The following is a 16,851-nucleotide window of genomic DNA, read 5'->3' as shown; positions in this document are numbered from 1 at the left end:
ACGCAGCGACCACGGCGCGAGCGGCGGGTCAGCGAGCGGCGCCGACGACGAGGAGCGAGTGCAGCTCGTCGAGGACCTCGCGACACGGTGCGCAGTCGGGGAGGTGGGACTCGACGGCATCGACGAGCGACTCCTCGAGCCGCCCGCGGACGTACGCCGGGAAGTCACCCCGGACGGCGTCGCAGTCCGGCTCGGTGCTCTGGCGCACGTGGAGCGCCAGGTAGGCGTCGCGCAGTCCCTGGCGGGCGCGGAAGGCCAGGGCGGCCACGGCATTGGCCTTGAGCCCGAGCTCGGTACCGACGTCGGCCAGCGACCGTCCCTCGACGGTGGTCCACCAGATGACGAGCTGCCAGCGGGCGGGGAGGCTCGCGAGCGCCTGGGCCAGCACCTCGGAGTCGGATCGCAGGGTGCTGTGCGGCTCGTCGTCGGCCTGCGTGGTCTCCTCCTGCCGGAGGTCCTCCACGGTGTCTGTCGGGAGCAACCGCGCTCGGGCCCGGCCGACGTCGGCGCTGGCGCTGCGGACGGCGGTGATCAGGTAGGCCCGGAAGGACACCTGGGGCCCGGCGCCACGGGCGATCTGGTCGAGCACCTTGGTGAAGGCCTCCGAGACCACGTCGTCGACGTCGGAGGGGCGGCACAGGCGCTGCGCGATCGCGCGGGCGACCGGGTGGTGGGCGGCGTACAGATCGGCGACGGCGGCGGCGTCGCCGGTGCGTGCGCGCTCGATGAGGTGACGGTCCGATGCGCGCTGGTCGGCTGCGACGGTGTCTGCTGCGGACCGTGCCGAGGCAACAGCGGTGCGTCGTCGCTGACCTGTCGCGTCGCGCCTCTTCGACGTCAGCTGACTCAGCACGCGGATAGGCTACTCACGTCGTAGGTACCGGGCCGCTGCGGGGCGCCGGCCCCGCCGGCATTGCGCTGGATGACGTGAGGCGGTGGAGATGGTCTGGACATGGCTGGCGGGCCGCATCACGCGGCCCCGTCCGGCGCGGCTGTCGGCGCAGGCGGCTGCGACGCCCCCCGACCTGCGCGCCCACCTTCCCCTGCTCTGGCCCGACGGGCCCGGACAGGCGGTCGACGAGGCTGCTCTCACGGTCCTGGGCCGCGGGTACGCGCGTGCCGGACGCACGCTGCAGGACCTCCTCGAGGACCTCGACGTGCTGTGCGCCGTCGTGGGCATCGGCACCTCCAGCCGGATGATCGAGGCTTCCTCGGTCGCCTGGTCCGACGCCTTCCTCGACGGCGTCGGGTCCTCGGGCGGTACGGCGGCCCGCCCCGCCCAGGACGCCGAGGCACTCACCGAGGTGGAGCGGCTCCTGGGACGTCTCGACGTCGGCTCGTCCTGGGGCGACCTGGTTCCGCCGAGGCGTCTGCTGATCGTGACCTGGCCCGCGGCGAGTCACGGCGGAGCGCTGCTCTCGCCGGAGGAGCTGTCGCGCGTGGTGCGCGAGACCAGGCGGGTCTTCCCGCGGGCGGCCGTCGCCGCCCAGCCGGCCCACGACCGCGTGGTCGCCGCTGTGGCCGAGTCGCCCTCGCTCCCCGGGAGTGTCGCCGCGCTCACGGCCAGGTGCGCCGAGCTCGCGGCCGGGACGCCGCCGACCGTCTCGCTCGCGACCGCCGAGGCCGGTGCCGCGGTCCGTCTCCTGCGACCGACGGGGTGACCTCGTGGGTGACGACGACCGACCTCCTCGCGGGGCCCGGCCGATGAGCGAGCAGGGTGGCCCCGGGAGCGAGTCGTCTCGCGGGGTCGCGCCCGACTCCCTCGAGGACGACCTGGTGCGCGACGTCGTCGTGATGACCCGACAGGCCGCTATCGACGGGTTGCCGCTGTCGGCCGCTCTCGACGACCTCCGGCTGGTGCTCGACATCGGGCAGACCGACGACCTTCCGCCAGCGGTGCTGCGCGCGTGCGCACTGGCGTGGGCGGGCACGCACCAGGACCTCGCCGCCGAGGCGGCCGGCGAGGTCGTGACCAGGACCTGGGCCGAGCTGGAGAGCCACCTGTGGAGCCTGACCGGCTCGTCCGACCGCGTCGCGGCGAGCCAGCTCATCGAGGTCCGGGCCGCCACGCCGCGCCCGGCAGGGGCCTCGGACCTCGCCTCGGTCCTGGGACCTGCCGACCAGCTGCAGGGCGCGGCCCAGGTGCTGGCGCGGTTCCTCGACCTCCCCGGCGAGCACGTCAGCCTGCTCCGGGAGCCGACCGACCACGACCCCGATCGTCTCGTGGCGCTCGTCGTGCCGCCGTACGACGGCTCCGGTGACGACGTCGCCGGGGAGGCCCGGGCGTCGCTCGCGCGGGCGCGCCTCGAGGCCCTGTCACCGGCGGGCCTGGGGGGCTTGACCATCCGGGTCCTCCCGCTCGGCGGCCACCCGGAGGGCGTGCTGGCGGCCCTGCGCGAGGCCGTCGATCGTCCGCGCTGACACGGACCGCGTCCGGCAGGCGGGTCAGGACGTGGGTCGGGTGCGCCACGCCCGGGTGAGCTCGGCGAGGGCGTCGTCGACGAGGTCGTGAGCCTCCTCGACCGTCCCGCTCCGGGTCGCCGACCGGGCGCGGGCCCCGCTCAGCACCTGCTCGGCCCACGACCGGAGGACCTCCTCGGGCACGTCGCGGGCGACCACCCCGAGCCGGAGCTCGCCGCAGCGGCCGACCGCGATGGTCTCGAGGCGGTGCTCCCAGGCACCGGCGACGACGAGGGCGACCTGGCTCAGCGTCCCGGTGTCGTCTGCCTGCACGACCAGGACGGACGCGGGCACCGACTGCGCGCCGTCGTACAGCGACGCACTGGAGAGCGCCTGGTCGAACGCGCGGGCGGAGAGCAGTCGGGTCGTCGGGTCGTAGGCCGGCAGACGGTTCATGACCGCCAGGCGCGCGGTGCGGGTGTCCTCCTCGGGCAGGTCGCCGGTCGAGCGACGCAGCAGGCAGACGAACCCGCGTGACGGCGAGCCGCGCGACGGCAGTCGCTGGACGTAGCCGCTGAAGCGGACGGCGTCCTCACCGGCCTCGAGGACCACGGTGACGGTGTCCAGGCTGGTCAGGTCCGAGCCGAAGAGCCGTTCCCCGGTGCTGCCCGGGTCGGGCGCGCCGGATCCCCGCAGCGTGTAGAAGAGCCGTGCCGGCGCGTTGAGGTCCACGAGGCGTTGGTCGTGGTCGAAGACGAAGAGCAGGGCACCGAGGTCGTCGATCAGGACGTCGGGACTGGGGCGGACGCGCAGTGCGTCCGCGCCGCGCACCGTCGCGACGGCCAGCACGAAGAGGAGCGCCGAGGCCACCAGGTCGGTGATGTTCAGCAGGAACGACTCCGCGATCAGCACCCCGACCGCCGTCACGAGGATGCCGCGCGCGATGAGGCGTACGGCGGGGGTGGGGTCGTTCGCGCGCTGGGTGACCCAGGCGGTGGCCACCACGAGGACGCCGAAGGAGTAGACGGTGTTGACGACGAACAGCGGGTCCCGGGAGTCCAGGCCCCAGCCGATCCGTATCGCCAGCATGCACAGGGGCACGCCCAGCCACATGACGACCAGCGCTCGCGGCGGACGCCAGCCGTAGCGGGAGAAGCCGCCCGCCCACAGCAGGAACGCCCCGCCGCAGAAGGCGATCGTGGGCAGCCACAGCACCTGGTGCCACGGGTGCAGACCCTCGGCCTTCACCGAGGCCACCGACAGTGCCCAGGGGACCGTCCCGCACGACGCCCAGATCAGGAAGAGCGTGGATCCGTAGGGCCTCTGGGCCCCCAGTGCGAGATAGGCGGCCGTGAAAGCAGCCAGGACTGCTGCGACGACGTGGACGGACGTCACCACGGACACCGGTGCATCGTGGCACAGGTGCGGAGCCGCCCGACGAGGTGTCCGGTGCCCCTCCCGCAGGGGATCCGGGTCTCCCGCCTCGCGCGACGACTTCCCGGGGTCCTGCCGATGGCCGCCGAGAGGAGGTGGTGGACGGGCCTGCCCAACCCGCCTGACCCGTGGGGTCCGGATCAGGGGTGGCGCGCGACGGCACGATCGGCGCACGTGGGCGTGGCTTGGAGGGCCGCGAGCCGGGCTGTCAGCTGCCGCCGGGCGATGCTCTCGCACGTCCCCAGGCGTTGGGCCAGGGTCAGATCGAAGTCGGGGCCGAGCGCGTGGTTCGAGCGGAACACCACCGCGAGCACCTGCCCGGGCGGGAGCGCGCCGCCGTACTCCAGGGCCAGGGTCTCGGCGAGGTCCCGGACGCGCCGTCGCTCGTCGGTGAGCTGGGTCATCGCTCCTCCTCGGAGTGAGAGGTTGCGTGCCTTCTGTCCTTCGATCCTGCGAGCCCGGCGAAGCGCGGCCCAGAGACCAAGGTCCTGACGTGGGGTGACCGGCTTGCCCCCTCGGGGTGCCAGCGCCGACTGCGGGTCGCCGAGAGGTCCTGGCTCGGTGCGGGGCGTTCAGTCCGGTGCCATCTGGGGGCGCGGCCGCGCTCGGGCCGGGACGGTGCTTCCCCAGCTGAAGGTCGCGACGAGCTCGTCGACGGTCGTGGCCACGGGGCGACTCGTGTCGACCCCGTGGGCCGAGTGCCATCGATCGCTCGTGGCACGCACCCGGTCCGCGACGGCACTGTCGGCGTCCGACATCGTCCGAGTGCCCCCGCTCGTCCGAGCGACACCCCGCGTGGCGATGCGGTCCGCCACCTCGCTGTCGGTCAGTCGGCACTCCAGCTCGACGAGGGGCACCGAGCAACGCGCAGCAGCGTGCGACGCGAGCAGCCGGTGCTCGGCGGCACTCCACGTCGCGTCCAGGACGACCGACTCGCCCCGTTGCAGGAGCAGCTCGGCGCGCCGCACCATCTCGCGATAGGTGCGCTCGGTCCATCCGGGGGTGTAGATGCCGGCCCCGTAGGGCGCCGAGGCATCGCTCTCGGGGTCGACGCCGGCGAGCTCCTTGCGCACCCGGTCGCTCGACACGACCACCCAACCGAGGCGATCGGCGAGCGCACCGGACAGCGTCGTCTTGCCGGTGCCGGGCCCGCCGCCGCACAGGACCAGCCGCACCCGGGCCGTGCGGAGGTGTCGCAACGCCATCACGGCGTGCTCCTCCGGCGAGCTGAGGTGGCCGTGATGGCGGTCGTGGGCTGCGCCGGAGAGGCATCCGACCTTGGCGCGCACGAAGGCCCGGTAGGCCACGTAGTGATGCCTCAGGGACGGCGGTGCGGGGTCCCCGGTCAGCTCGAGGTAGCGGGTCCACAGGTGCTCGGCGAGCGCGGGGGAGTCCAGACGCTCCACGTCCATGGCGAGGAACGCGACGTCGTCGAGCACGTCGACGTGGCGCAGGCGGTCGTCGAAGTCGAGGCAGTCGAGGATGCGAGGCCCGTCGTCGAGGCAGAACACGTCCTGGGCGATCAGGTCGCCGTGCCCGTCGACGATGTGGCCACCCGCGATCCTGTCGTCGAACAGAGCCTCCCGGCCGGTGAGGTACTCGTCGACCAGATCGGCGACCTCCTGCACGACACCGTGGTCGAGAAGTGTCCCGGTCGACGACTCGACCGACGCGAGGTTGTCACGCCACCGGTGACGCAGCGCGTCCCGGCGCCCGTCGCGGTCGACGTCGGCGCCACGGCGCGCGCTCGCATGGAAGCGGGCGACCTGGCGGGCGACGGCGTCGAGCACGGCGAGCGACCGGTCGGGGTCGGTCGGCCGCGCCGTCAGCACGGCGGTCAGGCGACGGTCGTCCGGCAGGCGCCGCATCACCAGGCACGGCTCGGGCTGCGCGGCCGTCCCGGCCTCGAGGGATCCGAGCCCGAGGTAGACGTCGGGGGCGAGTCGCTGGTTGAGCCGGAGCTCCCGTACGAGCGCGTCCCGGCGGGCCTCGACGGTGCTGAAGTCCAGGAACCCGAGGTTCACGTCGCGCTTGAACTTGTAGGCCCGGCTGCCGTTGAGCAGGACGAGACCGGAGTGCGTGACGTGGAGCTGCGGGTCGTGGGGACTCGTGGGGTACTCCTGCACGTGCTTCGTCGACCCGAGCGTCATGAGGTGGCCCACCTCTCGCGGGACGGGGACGGCGTGCTGCCCATGACGCACTCCTCTCGACGGAAGGGACGGCTCGGCGACCAGGCATCCCTGGCGCTCGACGAGCCCGGGGTCGTCGGCTCGTGGAGGCGTGTCCGCGGACATGGTCAGTCCGGCGCGGAGACGGGCGGGGGCGCGAGCATCACGGGCACGGTCGACCGCTCCAGCAACCCGCGCGCCACGGGCCCGAGGTGCGAGCGTCGGGACAACGTGCTGTGGCGGCGGCCGATGACGACCAGCTCGGCCGACCTCGTGGCGGCGACCAGGAGGTCGACGGGGTCCAGGTCCTTCACGACGTGGTGCACCGTGACAGCGGGGTAGCGGCGGTGGACCTCCTCGACCCTGCCGAGGAACCGTCTCTGCTCCGTGGGCGAGAGGGACGCCGCGTGCGCCACCCGCACGGGCATCGCTCGCCGGGTCGCCTCCTCGAGGGCGACGGTCAGCACCGTGGAGGCCTCGTCCGGGTCCTGGAGACCGACGACGACGTATCCGGGCCGTCCGTCCTTCGACGTCCACTCGGCGGGGACCGCGATGACGGGTACGTCGGTGCGGGCGGCCAGCGCGCTGGTGACCGAGCGCGTGACCAGGCGGCGGGCGCGACCGAGTCGGCGGTGCTGCACGACGATCGCACTCGCGTGTCGGCCCTCTGCCACGAGACCTCGGACCACGGGGCCGCCCTCGACCAGGTGGTGGGTCACTCGGAGGTGCGGTCCGCCCACGGTCCGGGCCGTGTCGGCAGCACGCTTCAGCAGCATCCTGCCGTGGGCCTCCGCGTCGTGCCACACCTCGGCCAGGGGCACCCCGTCGACGGCGGGCATCTCCACGACGTGCACCAGGTGCAACCCCACGCCGCGAGCGTCGGCCTCCCCGATCGCATACCGGAGGGAGCCGTCCGCCTGGTCCTCACCGACGGCAACCACGACGTCGTCCGCGATGGGCTGGTGATCCCGCTCGTGTCCTACGAAGGGTTGCGGCGCGGTGGTCCCGGTCCGCTTGTCGGGCGGGAGCAGAACGGGACAGACGGCGTCGAGGAGCACCCGTCTGACGACCGGTCCGAGGTGGGTTCCCCAGGCGTGCTCGTGGTGCCGGCGTCCGACGACCAGCAGGGTCGAGCCGGTCGAGGCGCGCACAACGACGTCGGCCGGGCGATCGAGAACGACGTCGAGGCGCACCTCGAGGTCGGGGTAGGGCTCCGTCGCAGCGCGGATCGGGGTGTCGAGCAGGAGGTGAGCGCGGTCGATCCAGTCACGGTGCGCGTCGACCTGGGCCTCGTCGTGGCCGAAGGAGGCCGAGGCCGCGTGGAGCACGACGAGGTCGGCACCTCGGGCGCGGGCCTCGGCGGCGGCCAGGCCCACGAGGTCCGGCAGCTCCGCGACGTCCTGGACCGCCACGGTGACGACGGCGGGGGACGACGGGTCCGGGGCCCAGCCGTGCGGCACGCTCAGGACGGGCGCGGCGACCTTGAAGGCGATGCCGTCGGCGGTCGAGCCGGACAGCAACCGCGACAGGCGGTGGCGGTGGGTGCGCTCGATGACGACGTACGCGGCGTCACGACCGGCGTCCGCCAGACCGGCGGCCACCCAGGTCCGGTTGATGGGGTCGCGCGTGAGGACCAGGTCGTGGTGCCGGGCGCGGGCTTGTGCGACGGCGCCGTCGAGCACGGTGTCGGTCAGGGCTCCGTCCGCCTTCGGGGCGACGTGGACGAGGTGGAGCCGCAGCCCTCGTCGTACCGCCTCGTCGGCGGCGACATCGACGGCGGCCGGGGAGCCGTCGTACCCGACGGCACAGACGATGGTGTCCGGGTGGTCGGCGACGTGCTCGTCCATGTCAGCTCCTTCTCTCGGGTACGACGACGACCGGGCCCCGAGCGTGCTCGAGGACCGTGGTCGCGAGACCACTGCGGGCCAGGCGGTCGAGCGGGCGGTGCGGGCCCCGGTCCATGAACACGACGTCCGAGGTCACCGTGGCGCCGACGAGCACGTCGGCGAGCGGGCCGCGCTCCACCTCGTGGGTGACGCGGACGTCCGGGAACTTCTCCCCGAGACCGGCGCACAGCTCGCTCAGCTCGAGCCGGAGCTGTGCGGCGTCGGGGTGCTGCCGCGGGTGTTCGTGCTCGTCGTGGCACAGCACGGCGCGCAGCGGCCGCTGAGTCGTGGACGCGTGCCGGAAGGCGAGCTCGACGGCGGCGGTCGAGGGATGCTCGCGATCGATCACGACGACGACCCCGACGCGGTCGCTGCCCGACGGGTGCTGTCTGAGCACGGCGGTGGGGCAGTGTGCGGTGCGGGCGACGGCCGCGCTGACGCTGCCGAGGAGCGCGCTGGCGAGGGGACCGCGCCCGTGGGACCCGACCACCAGCAGGTGGGCGTGCTCCGAGAGCTGGGTCAGTGCGAGGCGTGGGTCGATGTAGTCCTCGACGACGTGCACGACCACGCCGGGGTAGCGCTCGGTGACCCGGTCCACGGCGGTGGTGAGAGCCACGCCGTACTCGGCCCGGGAGCGACGTTGCAGCTCGTGCCAGTCGCCCCAGCCCGACCACACGCCGCCCTCCTCGAAGGTGAACGGGTCGGAGGAGTGGGCCAGGGTGAGGGCTCGTCCGTCGCGCTGGGCCAGGTCGGCCGCCCAGTCGGCGGCCCGGGTGCTGGCCGTCGATCCGTCGATGCCGACGACGACGGTGCCGTGCGGCGCTTCGATGATCCTCATGGCGCCACCCTCCTGCGGGACAGCGAACCGGGACACGGGCTACGGACCCGTCCATCGTGGGACCTTGGGCCCGATCGGCACGGTGGGCGGCCCACCCCCCGGGCGCCGGTGGGGCTGCGGGGCCGCGCCGCGTCCGCCTACCGGGAGGGCTGGGGGGAGCGGCCGGTCCGGCTGGCGACGACTCAGGTGGGCGCCGGCACGACCTCGACCACCGAGGCCGCCGAGCCGAGCACCGCGCGTGCGGTCGACCCCAGGTGGGGGCCGGGGACTCGGCGCGGGACGTGGCGCAGGACGAGGACGACGTCCGCCTCCGTCGAGGCGCGCACGAGTGCCCGTGCCGGTTGGTCGTGCACGACCCGCACCTCGACCAGGACGTCCGGGTGGGTCTTGCGGGCGGACTTCACGAGCGCCTCGAGACTCCTGGCAGCCTCGGCCGTCCACGCGACGTCGTGGAGCTGCCCGGTGAAGACCTCGCGGTAGGCGTCGGGCAGGCCCCAGGCGTGGAGCACTGAGACCGAGGCGTCTCGCCGGCGTGCCTCGTCGAGGGCGACGCCGAGGAGGGGTGGTGCGTCGTCGATGGACTCCACCCCCACGACGACGCGCCCGAGTGAGCGGCTCGAGGTCCACTCGGACGGGACGACCGAGAGCGGGCAGCGCACCCGTGACGCGACCGACGCGACCGTGGCCCCGGTGAGGATGCGGTCGAGGCCGTGACGGGTCTCGCGACCGAGCACCACGAGGTCGGCGTGGGCGGTGCGGAGGACGATCTCGGCGATGCGAGCGCCGACGACCAGTTCCTCCACGACCTCGAGGTCGGGATCGAGCGCGCGGGCGATGCCGGCAGCGGCGGCGACGATCTCCTGACCTGTCGCCTCGACGTCGACGCGGACGAAGGGGAGGACCGGCGAGACCGGGAGGGCGCCGGGGCTCACGTGCAGCACGTGCAGGGACAGGCCTCGGACGCCCGCCTCGCGGACGCCGTAGCGGATCGCTCCGGCGCTGCGGCAGGTCCCGTCGACCGCGACGACGAGGTGGGGTTCCATCAGCTCGACCATCCTCGGGGGTCCCTCCTGGATCGCTGTCGACGCACCCAGGCTCCTCGACGGGCCGACCGAGCGGGAGGGACCGTGACCCCGGCGGTCCAGGACCTTGTGCCCCCGTCGACGGCACTCCCCGCTCGGCACCGCGGGACTATTGCCGGTGGCACGGACCCTCCGACGGGAGGTGCGATGGGGGCATGAGCTCATCGACGCCCACCTCCGCGCCCGTGCCCACCGAGCTCGGTGCGTTCGTCGCCGCGTTGCGCGAGCTGGCGCACGCCGCCGGCGGGACCGATGTCGTCGTCACCGCTTCGCCCTGTGGTGGCGGTGCGTGCGACCTGTCCTTCACGCTTCCCGCCAGCGGCGAGGTGGAGGTGATCGTGCGCCACGGGGAGATCCGGATCGTCGAGGCGGAGGAGGGGTGCCCCGCGTGGTGCCCTGGAGACGGGGTCGAGCACGTGCAGGCCGTCCCGGACGACCTGGGGAGCCGCATCCTCGGGGTCTCCGTGGTCGCCGGTGTGGTCACGGTGCGCCTGGGGCCGGCGGCCCTGCCCCGTCGGCGTACCCGGCGTCGACCTCGTCGGTCGTAGATCCCTCGGGCAGGCGGCCCCGGCGCTCGAGGCTGTCGTGGTGGGCTCCGGTGCGCCGCTGGTCGCGTTGCTCACCACGTCGTCGGTCTCGCAGCCGCAGGACCCCGTGACCCACGGACACGTCGACGTCCCGGCCGGGGTCGGTCCCGGGCAGCTCGGCGCGGACGACGTTCCGGTCGCCATCGCGACATTCCTCGACCTCCCACAGGTGGCCACCGTTCGTGGTTCCGCAGAGCCAGTTCGCCACGTCGTCGACCAGCGTCCGGGTGTCACGACGGTCCACGGTGCTCACTGCCGTCCCTCCTCTCGTCGGCTGCCTCCGGCCAGCCAACGCCGGCCGGCGCCCCGTCAGGAGAGGACAAGGTCCCGATCCGCAGGGACGGGCCAACGACGCTGCTCAGCGGGGGCGCTGGAAGGCACCCGTCGCGCGGGCCTCAGGTCCCTCCCGACGCGGCAGCACATCGAGCTCGCGACCCTCGTGGTGCGGCGCCGGAGTTCTTGATGGCTTGGCGTGCCCTCAGTGCGCGAAGCGTCCAAGAACGTCGGCCCCGTGCCACTAGGTGCCGGCCGTGCCACGTGACGGTCGGTCGGCGGCGTCGGTAGGGGTGACCCGGCCCAGGTCCAGGACGCGATCGGCCAGGTCGAGGCCGACGTCGGCGTGGGTGATCCACACGACGCTGCGGGTGCGCGGTCCGGTGAGCAGCTCGCGCGCGAGCTCGACCGCGGTCGCGTGGTCGAGGTGTGCGGCGGGCTCGTCGAGGACCAGCACCGGCTGTCCGGCCAGCAGGGAGCGTGCCACGCCGAGCCGCGCGCGCTCGCCGCCAGAGACCTGGGCGTGCCCCTCGCCGAGCCAGGTGTCGAGGCCGTCGGGCAGCGCGTCGAGCCAGTCGCCGAGCCGGGCCTGACGCAGCGCGTCCTCGACCTCGTGGTCGCCGGCACCGGGCCGGGCGAGCCGGACGTTCTCGACCAGGGTGGTGGCGAAGATGTGGGGATCGTCGTCGACGAGCCCCGTCAGTCGGCGTACGTCGTCGAGCGCGAGGTCACGCTCGGGCACGCCGCCGAGGGTGACGGTGCCGGTGCCGGGGTCGAGGAAGCGCAGGAGCACGGCGGCGAGGGTGCTCTTGCCGGACCCGGACGGGCCGACGACCGCGATCCGGTCGCCGGCCCGCAGAGTGAGCGAGACCTCCTGGGTCATGGGGGACGTGCGGTCCCAGGCCGCCCGCACCCGGTGCACGTCGAGGTCGAAGGTCGTGGGTGACGGGAGGGTCACGGTGTCCCGTACGGCCGGGGCGGTGCGCTCCAGCCGGTCGAGGCGGGCCTCGGCGGCCTGGGTGCGGACGCTGAGCGCGCCGGCGTCGGCCAGCGGCAGGGCCACGTCGGCCAGCGCGAGGGGCACCAGCACGAGGAGCGCGGCCATCGGCCCGGACAAGGACCCGGCGAGGACGGCGTCCCGCGTCATCGCGGCCGTCGCAACGACCCCGCCGGCGGTGGCGACGAGCACGACGACTCGCCCGGCGCCCACCCACGTGGCGGCGGACCTGACTCCCCGTCCCCATCGGTCACTGATCGCGGCGATGTGGTCGACCGCGGCGGACATGGCCTGCCACATCCGCAGCTCGGTGCGGTTGTGGAGCGCGTCGACGACCGCGGCGGACAGGGCGGCTCGGGTCTCGACGCCGTCGCGCTCGGCGTGGCGGGTGCCAGCGCGCGCGAGCCAGTAGGCGCCCACCGAGGCGATCAAGCAGGTGACGGCGACTGCTCGCCCGGCCGCGGGGAGGAGCGCAGCGCTGATGATCGTTGCGAGCGCCGCGACCGCGACGTCGGTGCGCACCGGCAGGTGGACCCGCAGCTCACGGTCGACGACGCTGTCGACGTCGTCGACGATCGAGGTGAGGACGTCCCCGCGCTGCTGTCCCAGGCGGGCGGGCGTGAGCGGCACGATGGCGTCGTAGACCTGGACCCGCCGGCTGGCGAGCAGGCGCAGCGCGCCGTCGTGGGAGCGCAGGCGCTCGGCGTAGCGGAGCACGGGGCGGGCGAGACCGAAGGTGCGTACGCCGACGATCGCGACCAGCAGCGTCAGGACCGCGGGTCGGGTCGAGGCCTGCACGATCAGCCACCCGGCGGTGGCGGTCAGGGCGACGCCGGAGGCTGAGGCCAGGGCACCGAGAGCGGTGCTCACCACGAAGTGGGGGCGGGCCGGTGCGGTCGTGACTGTGGACCCGTCGGCCGGTGTGGTCCGGACGAGCGGCCTGGGCCCGGCTCCGCCGCTGCCCGTGCTCTGCAGCTGGACCTTCGCGGCGTGCGGGGGGCCGGGGTGATCGAGCCTCACCTCGTGGTCGGCCAGCGCGACCAGGGCGGGGCGGTGGGCGACGACGACCACGCCGGAGGTGCGGCCGAGGTCGACGATCGTGTCGGCGATGACCTGCTCGGTCAGGTCGTCGAGGTGGGCGCTCGGCTCGTCGAGGAGGACCCACGGACGCGCGGCCACCACCACCCGGGCGAGGGCGAGTCGGGCCCGCTCACCGGCCGACAGGGTGGTGCCGTCCTCGCCGAGGACCGTGTCGAGGCCACCCTGGAGGGCACGCACCCGTTCCTCCAGGGCCACCTTGCGCAGGGCCGCCCACAGGTGGTCGTCGTCCGCGTCGGGATCGCCCAGGCGCAGGTTGTCGGCGACGGTGCCGGTGACGAAGTGCGGTCGTTGCGGCAGCCAGGCGACCTGGGACTGCCAGGCCGGACCGGCGACCTCGACACCGCCCCGCAGGACGGCGCCGTCGCTCGGGGAGAGCAGGCCGGCCAGGGCGGCCAGGAGGGTCGACTTCCCACACCCGGACGGGCCGGTGACGAGGGTGACGCCGCGGGCCGCGATGACGGCGTCGAGGTCGTGGAGCGCCGGCCGGGCACGGCCGGGGTAGGTCACCCCGAGGTGGCGGACGACCAGCGCGCCGTCCCGGTCCCCGGCGGCACCCTCGGCGTCGTCGGCCGCGGCGATGATCTCGTGGGCCCTCTCGAACGTGGCGACTCCCTCGGCTGCGGCGTGGAACTCCGCGCCGACGCGCCGCAGTGGCCAGTAGGCCTCGGGGGCCAGGAGCAGCACGACGAGCGCCGTGTGGAGACCGAGGCCACCGGAGGCGAGGCGGACGCCGACGGTCACGGCGACGAGCGCGACCGAGAGGGTCGCCACCAGCTCGAGCACCGCGGAGGAGGCGAACGCCACCCGGAGGGTCTGGATGCTGGCGGCCCGGTAGCGCTCGGTGATCTCGGCGATCCGCACGGACTGGGCGCGCGCGCGACGGTGGGCCACGAGGGTGGGCAGTCCGCGCACGACGTCGAGGAAGTGGCCCGAGAGCGAGGCCATCTCCCGCCACTGTCGGGCGGCGCGGTCGCGGGTGGCCAGCCCGACCAGGGCGCCGAACACCGGCACCAGGGGCAGTGTCGCGAGGACGATGACGGCACTGAGGAGGTCCTGCGTGGCGATGGCCACCACGGTCAGGGGCGGCAGCAGGCACGCCAGGACCAGTGCCGGAACGTAGCGCGTGAGGTAGGGCTCGGCGGCGCTGACACCGCGGGTCGCCAGCACGGCGATCTCACCCGTGGGCGCCTGCTCGGGGCGCGAGGTGGCGGCCAGGAGCAGTCGGCGACGTAGCGCGGTTCCGACGAGGGCCGCGGCTCGGGCGGCGAGCACGTCGCCGACCCACCCGGCACCGGCCCGGCCGGCCAGCACGGCGACGGTGGCGGTGCCCCAGACGGTGAGGTCCGCACCGCGGACGACGGCGACGACCAGGCCCGTGACCACCCAGGCCTGGGCGATGACGAGCAGGCTGCCGAGGACGCCGGCGCCGAGGACGCCGGCCAGTGGGGCTCGGGCGGGAGCGAGCTGCGCACGCAGCCGCGGGTCGGACGGCCTCACGGCGTGGCCGAACCAGCCGGCGCGGTCGGCGTGGTCGGCGTACGGCCGGGATCCGTGCTGGCCGGGATGTGGTGGGTCGAGATCCGCTTGCGGAACACCCAGTAGGTCCAGCCCTGGTAGACCAGCACGACCGGGGTGAAGACGACGGCGACGACCGTCATGATCCGGAGCGTGTACGCCGTGGCCGCGGCGTTGGTGGTGGTGAGCGTGGTGCCGTCGGCCAGCGAGGTCGGCATCACGTCGGGGAACAGGGCGAGGAACAGGCCCGCCACGCCGAGGGCGATGGCGACGAAGGTACCGAGGAAGCCCCACCCCTCTCGTCCGCTCGTGGCCGCGGCCACACCGGCGAGCAGCGCCACGGCTGCGCCGACGAACGCGACGGCCGAGGCGGTGGTGCCGGTGTCGAGCTGGGTCCAGCCGAGGAACGCGACGGCGGCGACCGCGGCGCCGAGCCCCAGCCTGGTCGCCAGGGCGCGGGCACGGTGGCGGATCGGCCCGTCGGTCTTGAGCGCGATGAACATCGCGCCGTGGGTCAGGAACAGCAGCAGCGTGGTGACCCCGCCGAGCAGGGCGTAGGGGTTGAGCAGGTTGAAGAACCCGCCGACGTACTCCTTGTCGGCGTCGATCGGCACGCCACGCAGGATGTTGCCGAACGCGACGCCCCACAGCACGGCGGGCACCGCCGACCCGACGACGATCGCCAGGTCCCACCGCGCGCGCCAGGCGACGTCGTCACGCTTGTGGCGGTACTCGAAGGCGAGGCCGCGGACGATGAGGGCCACGAGGATGAGCAGCAACGGGAGGTAGAACCCGCTGAACAGCGTGGCGTACCACTCCGGAAAGGCGGCGAACGTGGCGCCGCCGGCGACCAGGAGCCACACCTCGTTGCCGTCCCAGACGGGGCCGATGGTGTTGATCATGACGCGCCGTTCGGTGTCGTCGCGGGCGAGCACCGGTAGCAGCATGCCGACGCCGAAGTCGAAGCCCTCGAGGGTGAAGTAGCCGACCCACAGGACGGCGATGAGGGCGAACCAGACGGTGGTGAGTTCCATGGCGGACGAGCTCCTTCGGTGCGGTGGTCAGTACGCGAACGCGAGGGGCTTGTCCGAGCTCCCGGCCGCGTCGTCGGGAGGCTCGGGCATGGGGTCGGCGCCACGGCCGATGTAGGTCAGCAGCAGCCGGACCTCGACCACGGCGAGGCCGCCGTAGAGCAGGGTCAGCACGGTCAGGGACGCGATCACCTCGAACGCGCTCACCCCGGGCGAGACGGCCAGGTCGGTGGTCATCAGGCCGAAGACGGCCCACGGCTGACGGCCGGCCTCGGTGAAGATCCAGCCGAACGAGTTGGCCAGCAGGGGCAGCAACGGCAGGGCGACCGCGATCGCGAGGACCCGACGGCCCGGGGCACGTCGAGCGCGGCGACGCGTCGACCACAGGATCACGCCGGCCCCGGCGGCGGCGAGGAGGCCGAGACCGATCATCAGTCGGAACGACCAGTAGGTCAGGGGGATGACCGGCGTGTAGTCACCGGCGGAGTAGTACTTCTCGCCCGGGTCCTGCCCATAGGTCTCCTCGTACTCCGCACGCAGGTCGTCGATGCCCTGGACCTCGGCCTTCGGGTCGCCGGTGGCCAGGAACGACAGCAGGTCGGGCACCTTGATCGCGAAGGTCTCCTTCGACCCGTCGAGGGTGCCGAGCTGGAACAACGAGAACGACGCAGGTGCCTCGGTCTCGTAGAGGCCCTCGGCCGCCGCCATCTTCATCGGCTGGACCTCGGTCATCACCTTGCCCTGGAGGTCGCCGGTGACTGCGACCCCGAGCCCGGCGACCAGGACGAGCAGCGCGCCGGTGCGGACGGCGGAGCGGTACATGCGGTGGTCGTCGGTGCCGTCCCGGTGGCGCCGCATGTTCCAGAACGCGACGCCGACCACGAACGCGGCCGCGGTCATGTACGCCGAGAGCAGGACGTGCGGGAAGGTGACGAGCTGGACCTTGTTGAGCAGCACCGCGGCGAAGTCGTTCATCTCGGCGCGCCCGGTGTCGGGGTTGTAGGCGAACCCGACCGGGTGCTGCATCCAGGAGTTGGCCGCAAGGATGAAGTAGGCGGAGAAGACGGTTCCGAGGTGGACGAGCCAGATGCAGGCCAGGTGCACCTTCTCCGGGAGCCGCTCCCAGCCGAAGATCCACAGTCCGAGGAACGTCGACTCCAAGAAGAACGCCAGCAGGCCCTCGACGGCCAACGGGGCCCCGAAGATGTCGCCGACGAAGCGGGAGTAGTCGGACCAGTTCATCCCGAACTGGAACTCCTGCACGATGCCGGTGACGACGCCGATGGCGAAGTTGATGAGGAAGAGCTTCCCGAGGAACCTCACCAGCCTCAGCCAGTGCGGGTTGCGGGTGCGCAGCCAGGCGGTCTGGTAGCCCGCGATGATCGCCGTCAGGCCGATGGTGATCGGTACGAAGAGGAAGTGGTAGACGGTGATGATGGCGAACTGCCACCGGGCGATGTCGGTCGGGTCCACGGGAGCTCCTGGATCGGTCGTGCCCCGGTCGGGCACGGCGGGTCGACGCCCACGCTAGGAACGTGT

General features: G+C 73.6%; 14 protein-coding genes. 3 read left to right on the top strand and 11 right to left on the bottom strand.

Annotation, left to right across the window (positions count from 1 at the left end):
- Positions 1-28 precede the first annotated feature (28 nt).
- The gene (locus FJQ56_RS05420) at positions 29-853 is read right to left on the bottom strand and encodes a sigma-70 family RNA polymerase sigma factor (RefSeq protein WP_140008133.1); all 825 of its coding nucleotides are present in this window, start codon (positions 851-853) and stop codon (positions 29-31) included.
- A gap of 88 nt (positions 854-941) precedes the next feature.
- Here FJQ56_RS05420 and FJQ56_RS05415 point away from each other — a divergent pair, with 88 nt between their 5' ends.
- A complete protein-coding gene (locus tag FJQ56_RS05415; protein ID WP_140008132.1) occupies positions 942-1,661 on the top strand; it encodes a hypothetical protein in 720 nt (239 codons plus the stop codon).
- Between the two features lie 43 nt (positions 1,662-1,704).
- Complete coding sequence (locus FJQ56_RS05410) at positions 1,705-2,421, top strand: hypothetical protein (RefSeq protein ID WP_140008131.1); 717 nt, start codon at positions 1,705-1,707, stop codon at positions 2,419-2,421.
- A 24-nt stretch (positions 2,422-2,445) separates the two neighbouring features.
- Here FJQ56_RS05410 and FJQ56_RS05405 read toward each other — a convergent pair whose 3' ends face one another.
- The 6 genes from FJQ56_RS05405 to FJQ56_RS05380 form a co-directional block, all read right to left on the bottom strand.
- Positions 2,446-3,804, bottom strand: a complete 1,359-nt coding sequence (locus FJQ56_RS05405; protein WP_140008130.1) for a hypothetical protein — start codon at positions 3,802-3,804, stop codon at positions 2,446-2,448.
- A 170-nt stretch (positions 3,805-3,974) separates the two neighbouring features.
- On the bottom strand, positions 3,975-4,238 hold the full coding sequence (locus FJQ56_RS05400; protein WP_140008129.1) for a hypothetical protein: 264 nt from the start codon (positions 4,236-4,238) through the stop codon (positions 3,975-3,977).
- A 168-nt stretch (positions 4,239-4,406) separates the two neighbouring features.
- Positions 4,407-5,984, bottom strand: coding sequence for a bifunctional aminoglycoside phosphotransferase/ATP-binding protein (locus FJQ56_RS05395; RefSeq protein ID WP_140008128.1), 1,578 nt, complete (start codon positions 5,982-5,984; stop codon positions 4,407-4,409).
- Positions 5,985-6,130: 146 nt separating this feature from the next.
- Entirely contained in the window at positions 6,131-7,849 is a 1,719-nt protein-coding gene (locus tag FJQ56_RS05390; protein WP_140008127.1) for a universal stress protein, read from the bottom strand.
- A 1-nt stretch (position 7,850) separates the two neighbouring features.
- Positions 7,851-8,726, bottom strand: a complete 876-nt coding sequence (locus FJQ56_RS05385) for a universal stress protein (RefSeq protein WP_140008126.1) — start codon at positions 8,724-8,726, stop codon at positions 7,851-7,853.
- Positions 8,727-8,908: 182 nt separating this feature from the next.
- Entirely contained in the window at positions 8,909-9,769 is an 861-nt protein-coding gene (locus FJQ56_RS05380) for a universal stress protein (protein WP_170215273.1), read from the bottom strand.
- Between the two features lie 194 nt (positions 9,770-9,963).
- Between FJQ56_RS05380 and FJQ56_RS05375 the strand changes: the two genes are divergently transcribed.
- Entirely contained in the window at positions 9,964-10,356 is a 393-nt protein-coding gene (locus tag FJQ56_RS05375) for a hypothetical protein (RefSeq protein ID WP_140008124.1), read from the top strand.
- Here FJQ56_RS05375 and FJQ56_RS23045 read toward each other — a convergent pair.
- From FJQ56_RS23045 to FJQ56_RS05355, 4 genes are all read right to left on the bottom strand, one after another.
- Positions 10,289-10,603, bottom strand: coding sequence for an Hsp20 family protein (locus FJQ56_RS23045; protein WP_425464896.1), 315 nt, complete (start codon positions 10,601-10,603; stop codon positions 10,289-10,291). The genes FJQ56_RS05375 and FJQ56_RS23045 overlap by 68 nt on opposite strands.
- Positions 10,604-10,912: 309 nt before the next feature.
- Positions 10,913-14,263: a thiol reductant ABC exporter subunit CydD gene (cydD, locus tag FJQ56_RS05365; RefSeq protein ID WP_140008122.1), complete on the bottom strand. Its 3,351-nt coding sequence runs from the start codon at positions 14,261-14,263 to the stop codon at positions 10,913-10,915.
- Complete coding sequence (gene cydB / locus FJQ56_RS05360; RefSeq protein ID WP_140008121.1) at positions 14,260-15,315, bottom strand: cytochrome d ubiquinol oxidase subunit II; 1,056 nt, start codon at positions 15,313-15,315, stop codon at positions 14,260-14,262. Before cydB ends, cydD begins: the two co-directional genes overlap by 4 nt.
- Positions 15,316-15,342: 27 nt before the next feature.
- The gene (locus tag FJQ56_RS05355; protein ID WP_140008120.1) at positions 15,343-16,785 is read right to left on the bottom strand and encodes a cytochrome ubiquinol oxidase subunit I; all 1,443 of its coding nucleotides are present in this window, start codon (positions 16,783-16,785) and stop codon (positions 15,343-15,345) included.
- Positions 16,786-16,851 lie beyond the last annotated feature (66 nt).

This window comes from Nocardioides plantarum, from assembly GCF_006346395.1.
GTDB classification, from domain to species: domain Bacteria; phylum Actinomycetota; class Actinomycetes; order Propionibacteriales; family Nocardioidaceae; genus Nocardioides; species Nocardioides plantarum.
This window is presented reverse-complemented; position numbering and strand designations above follow the sequence as displayed.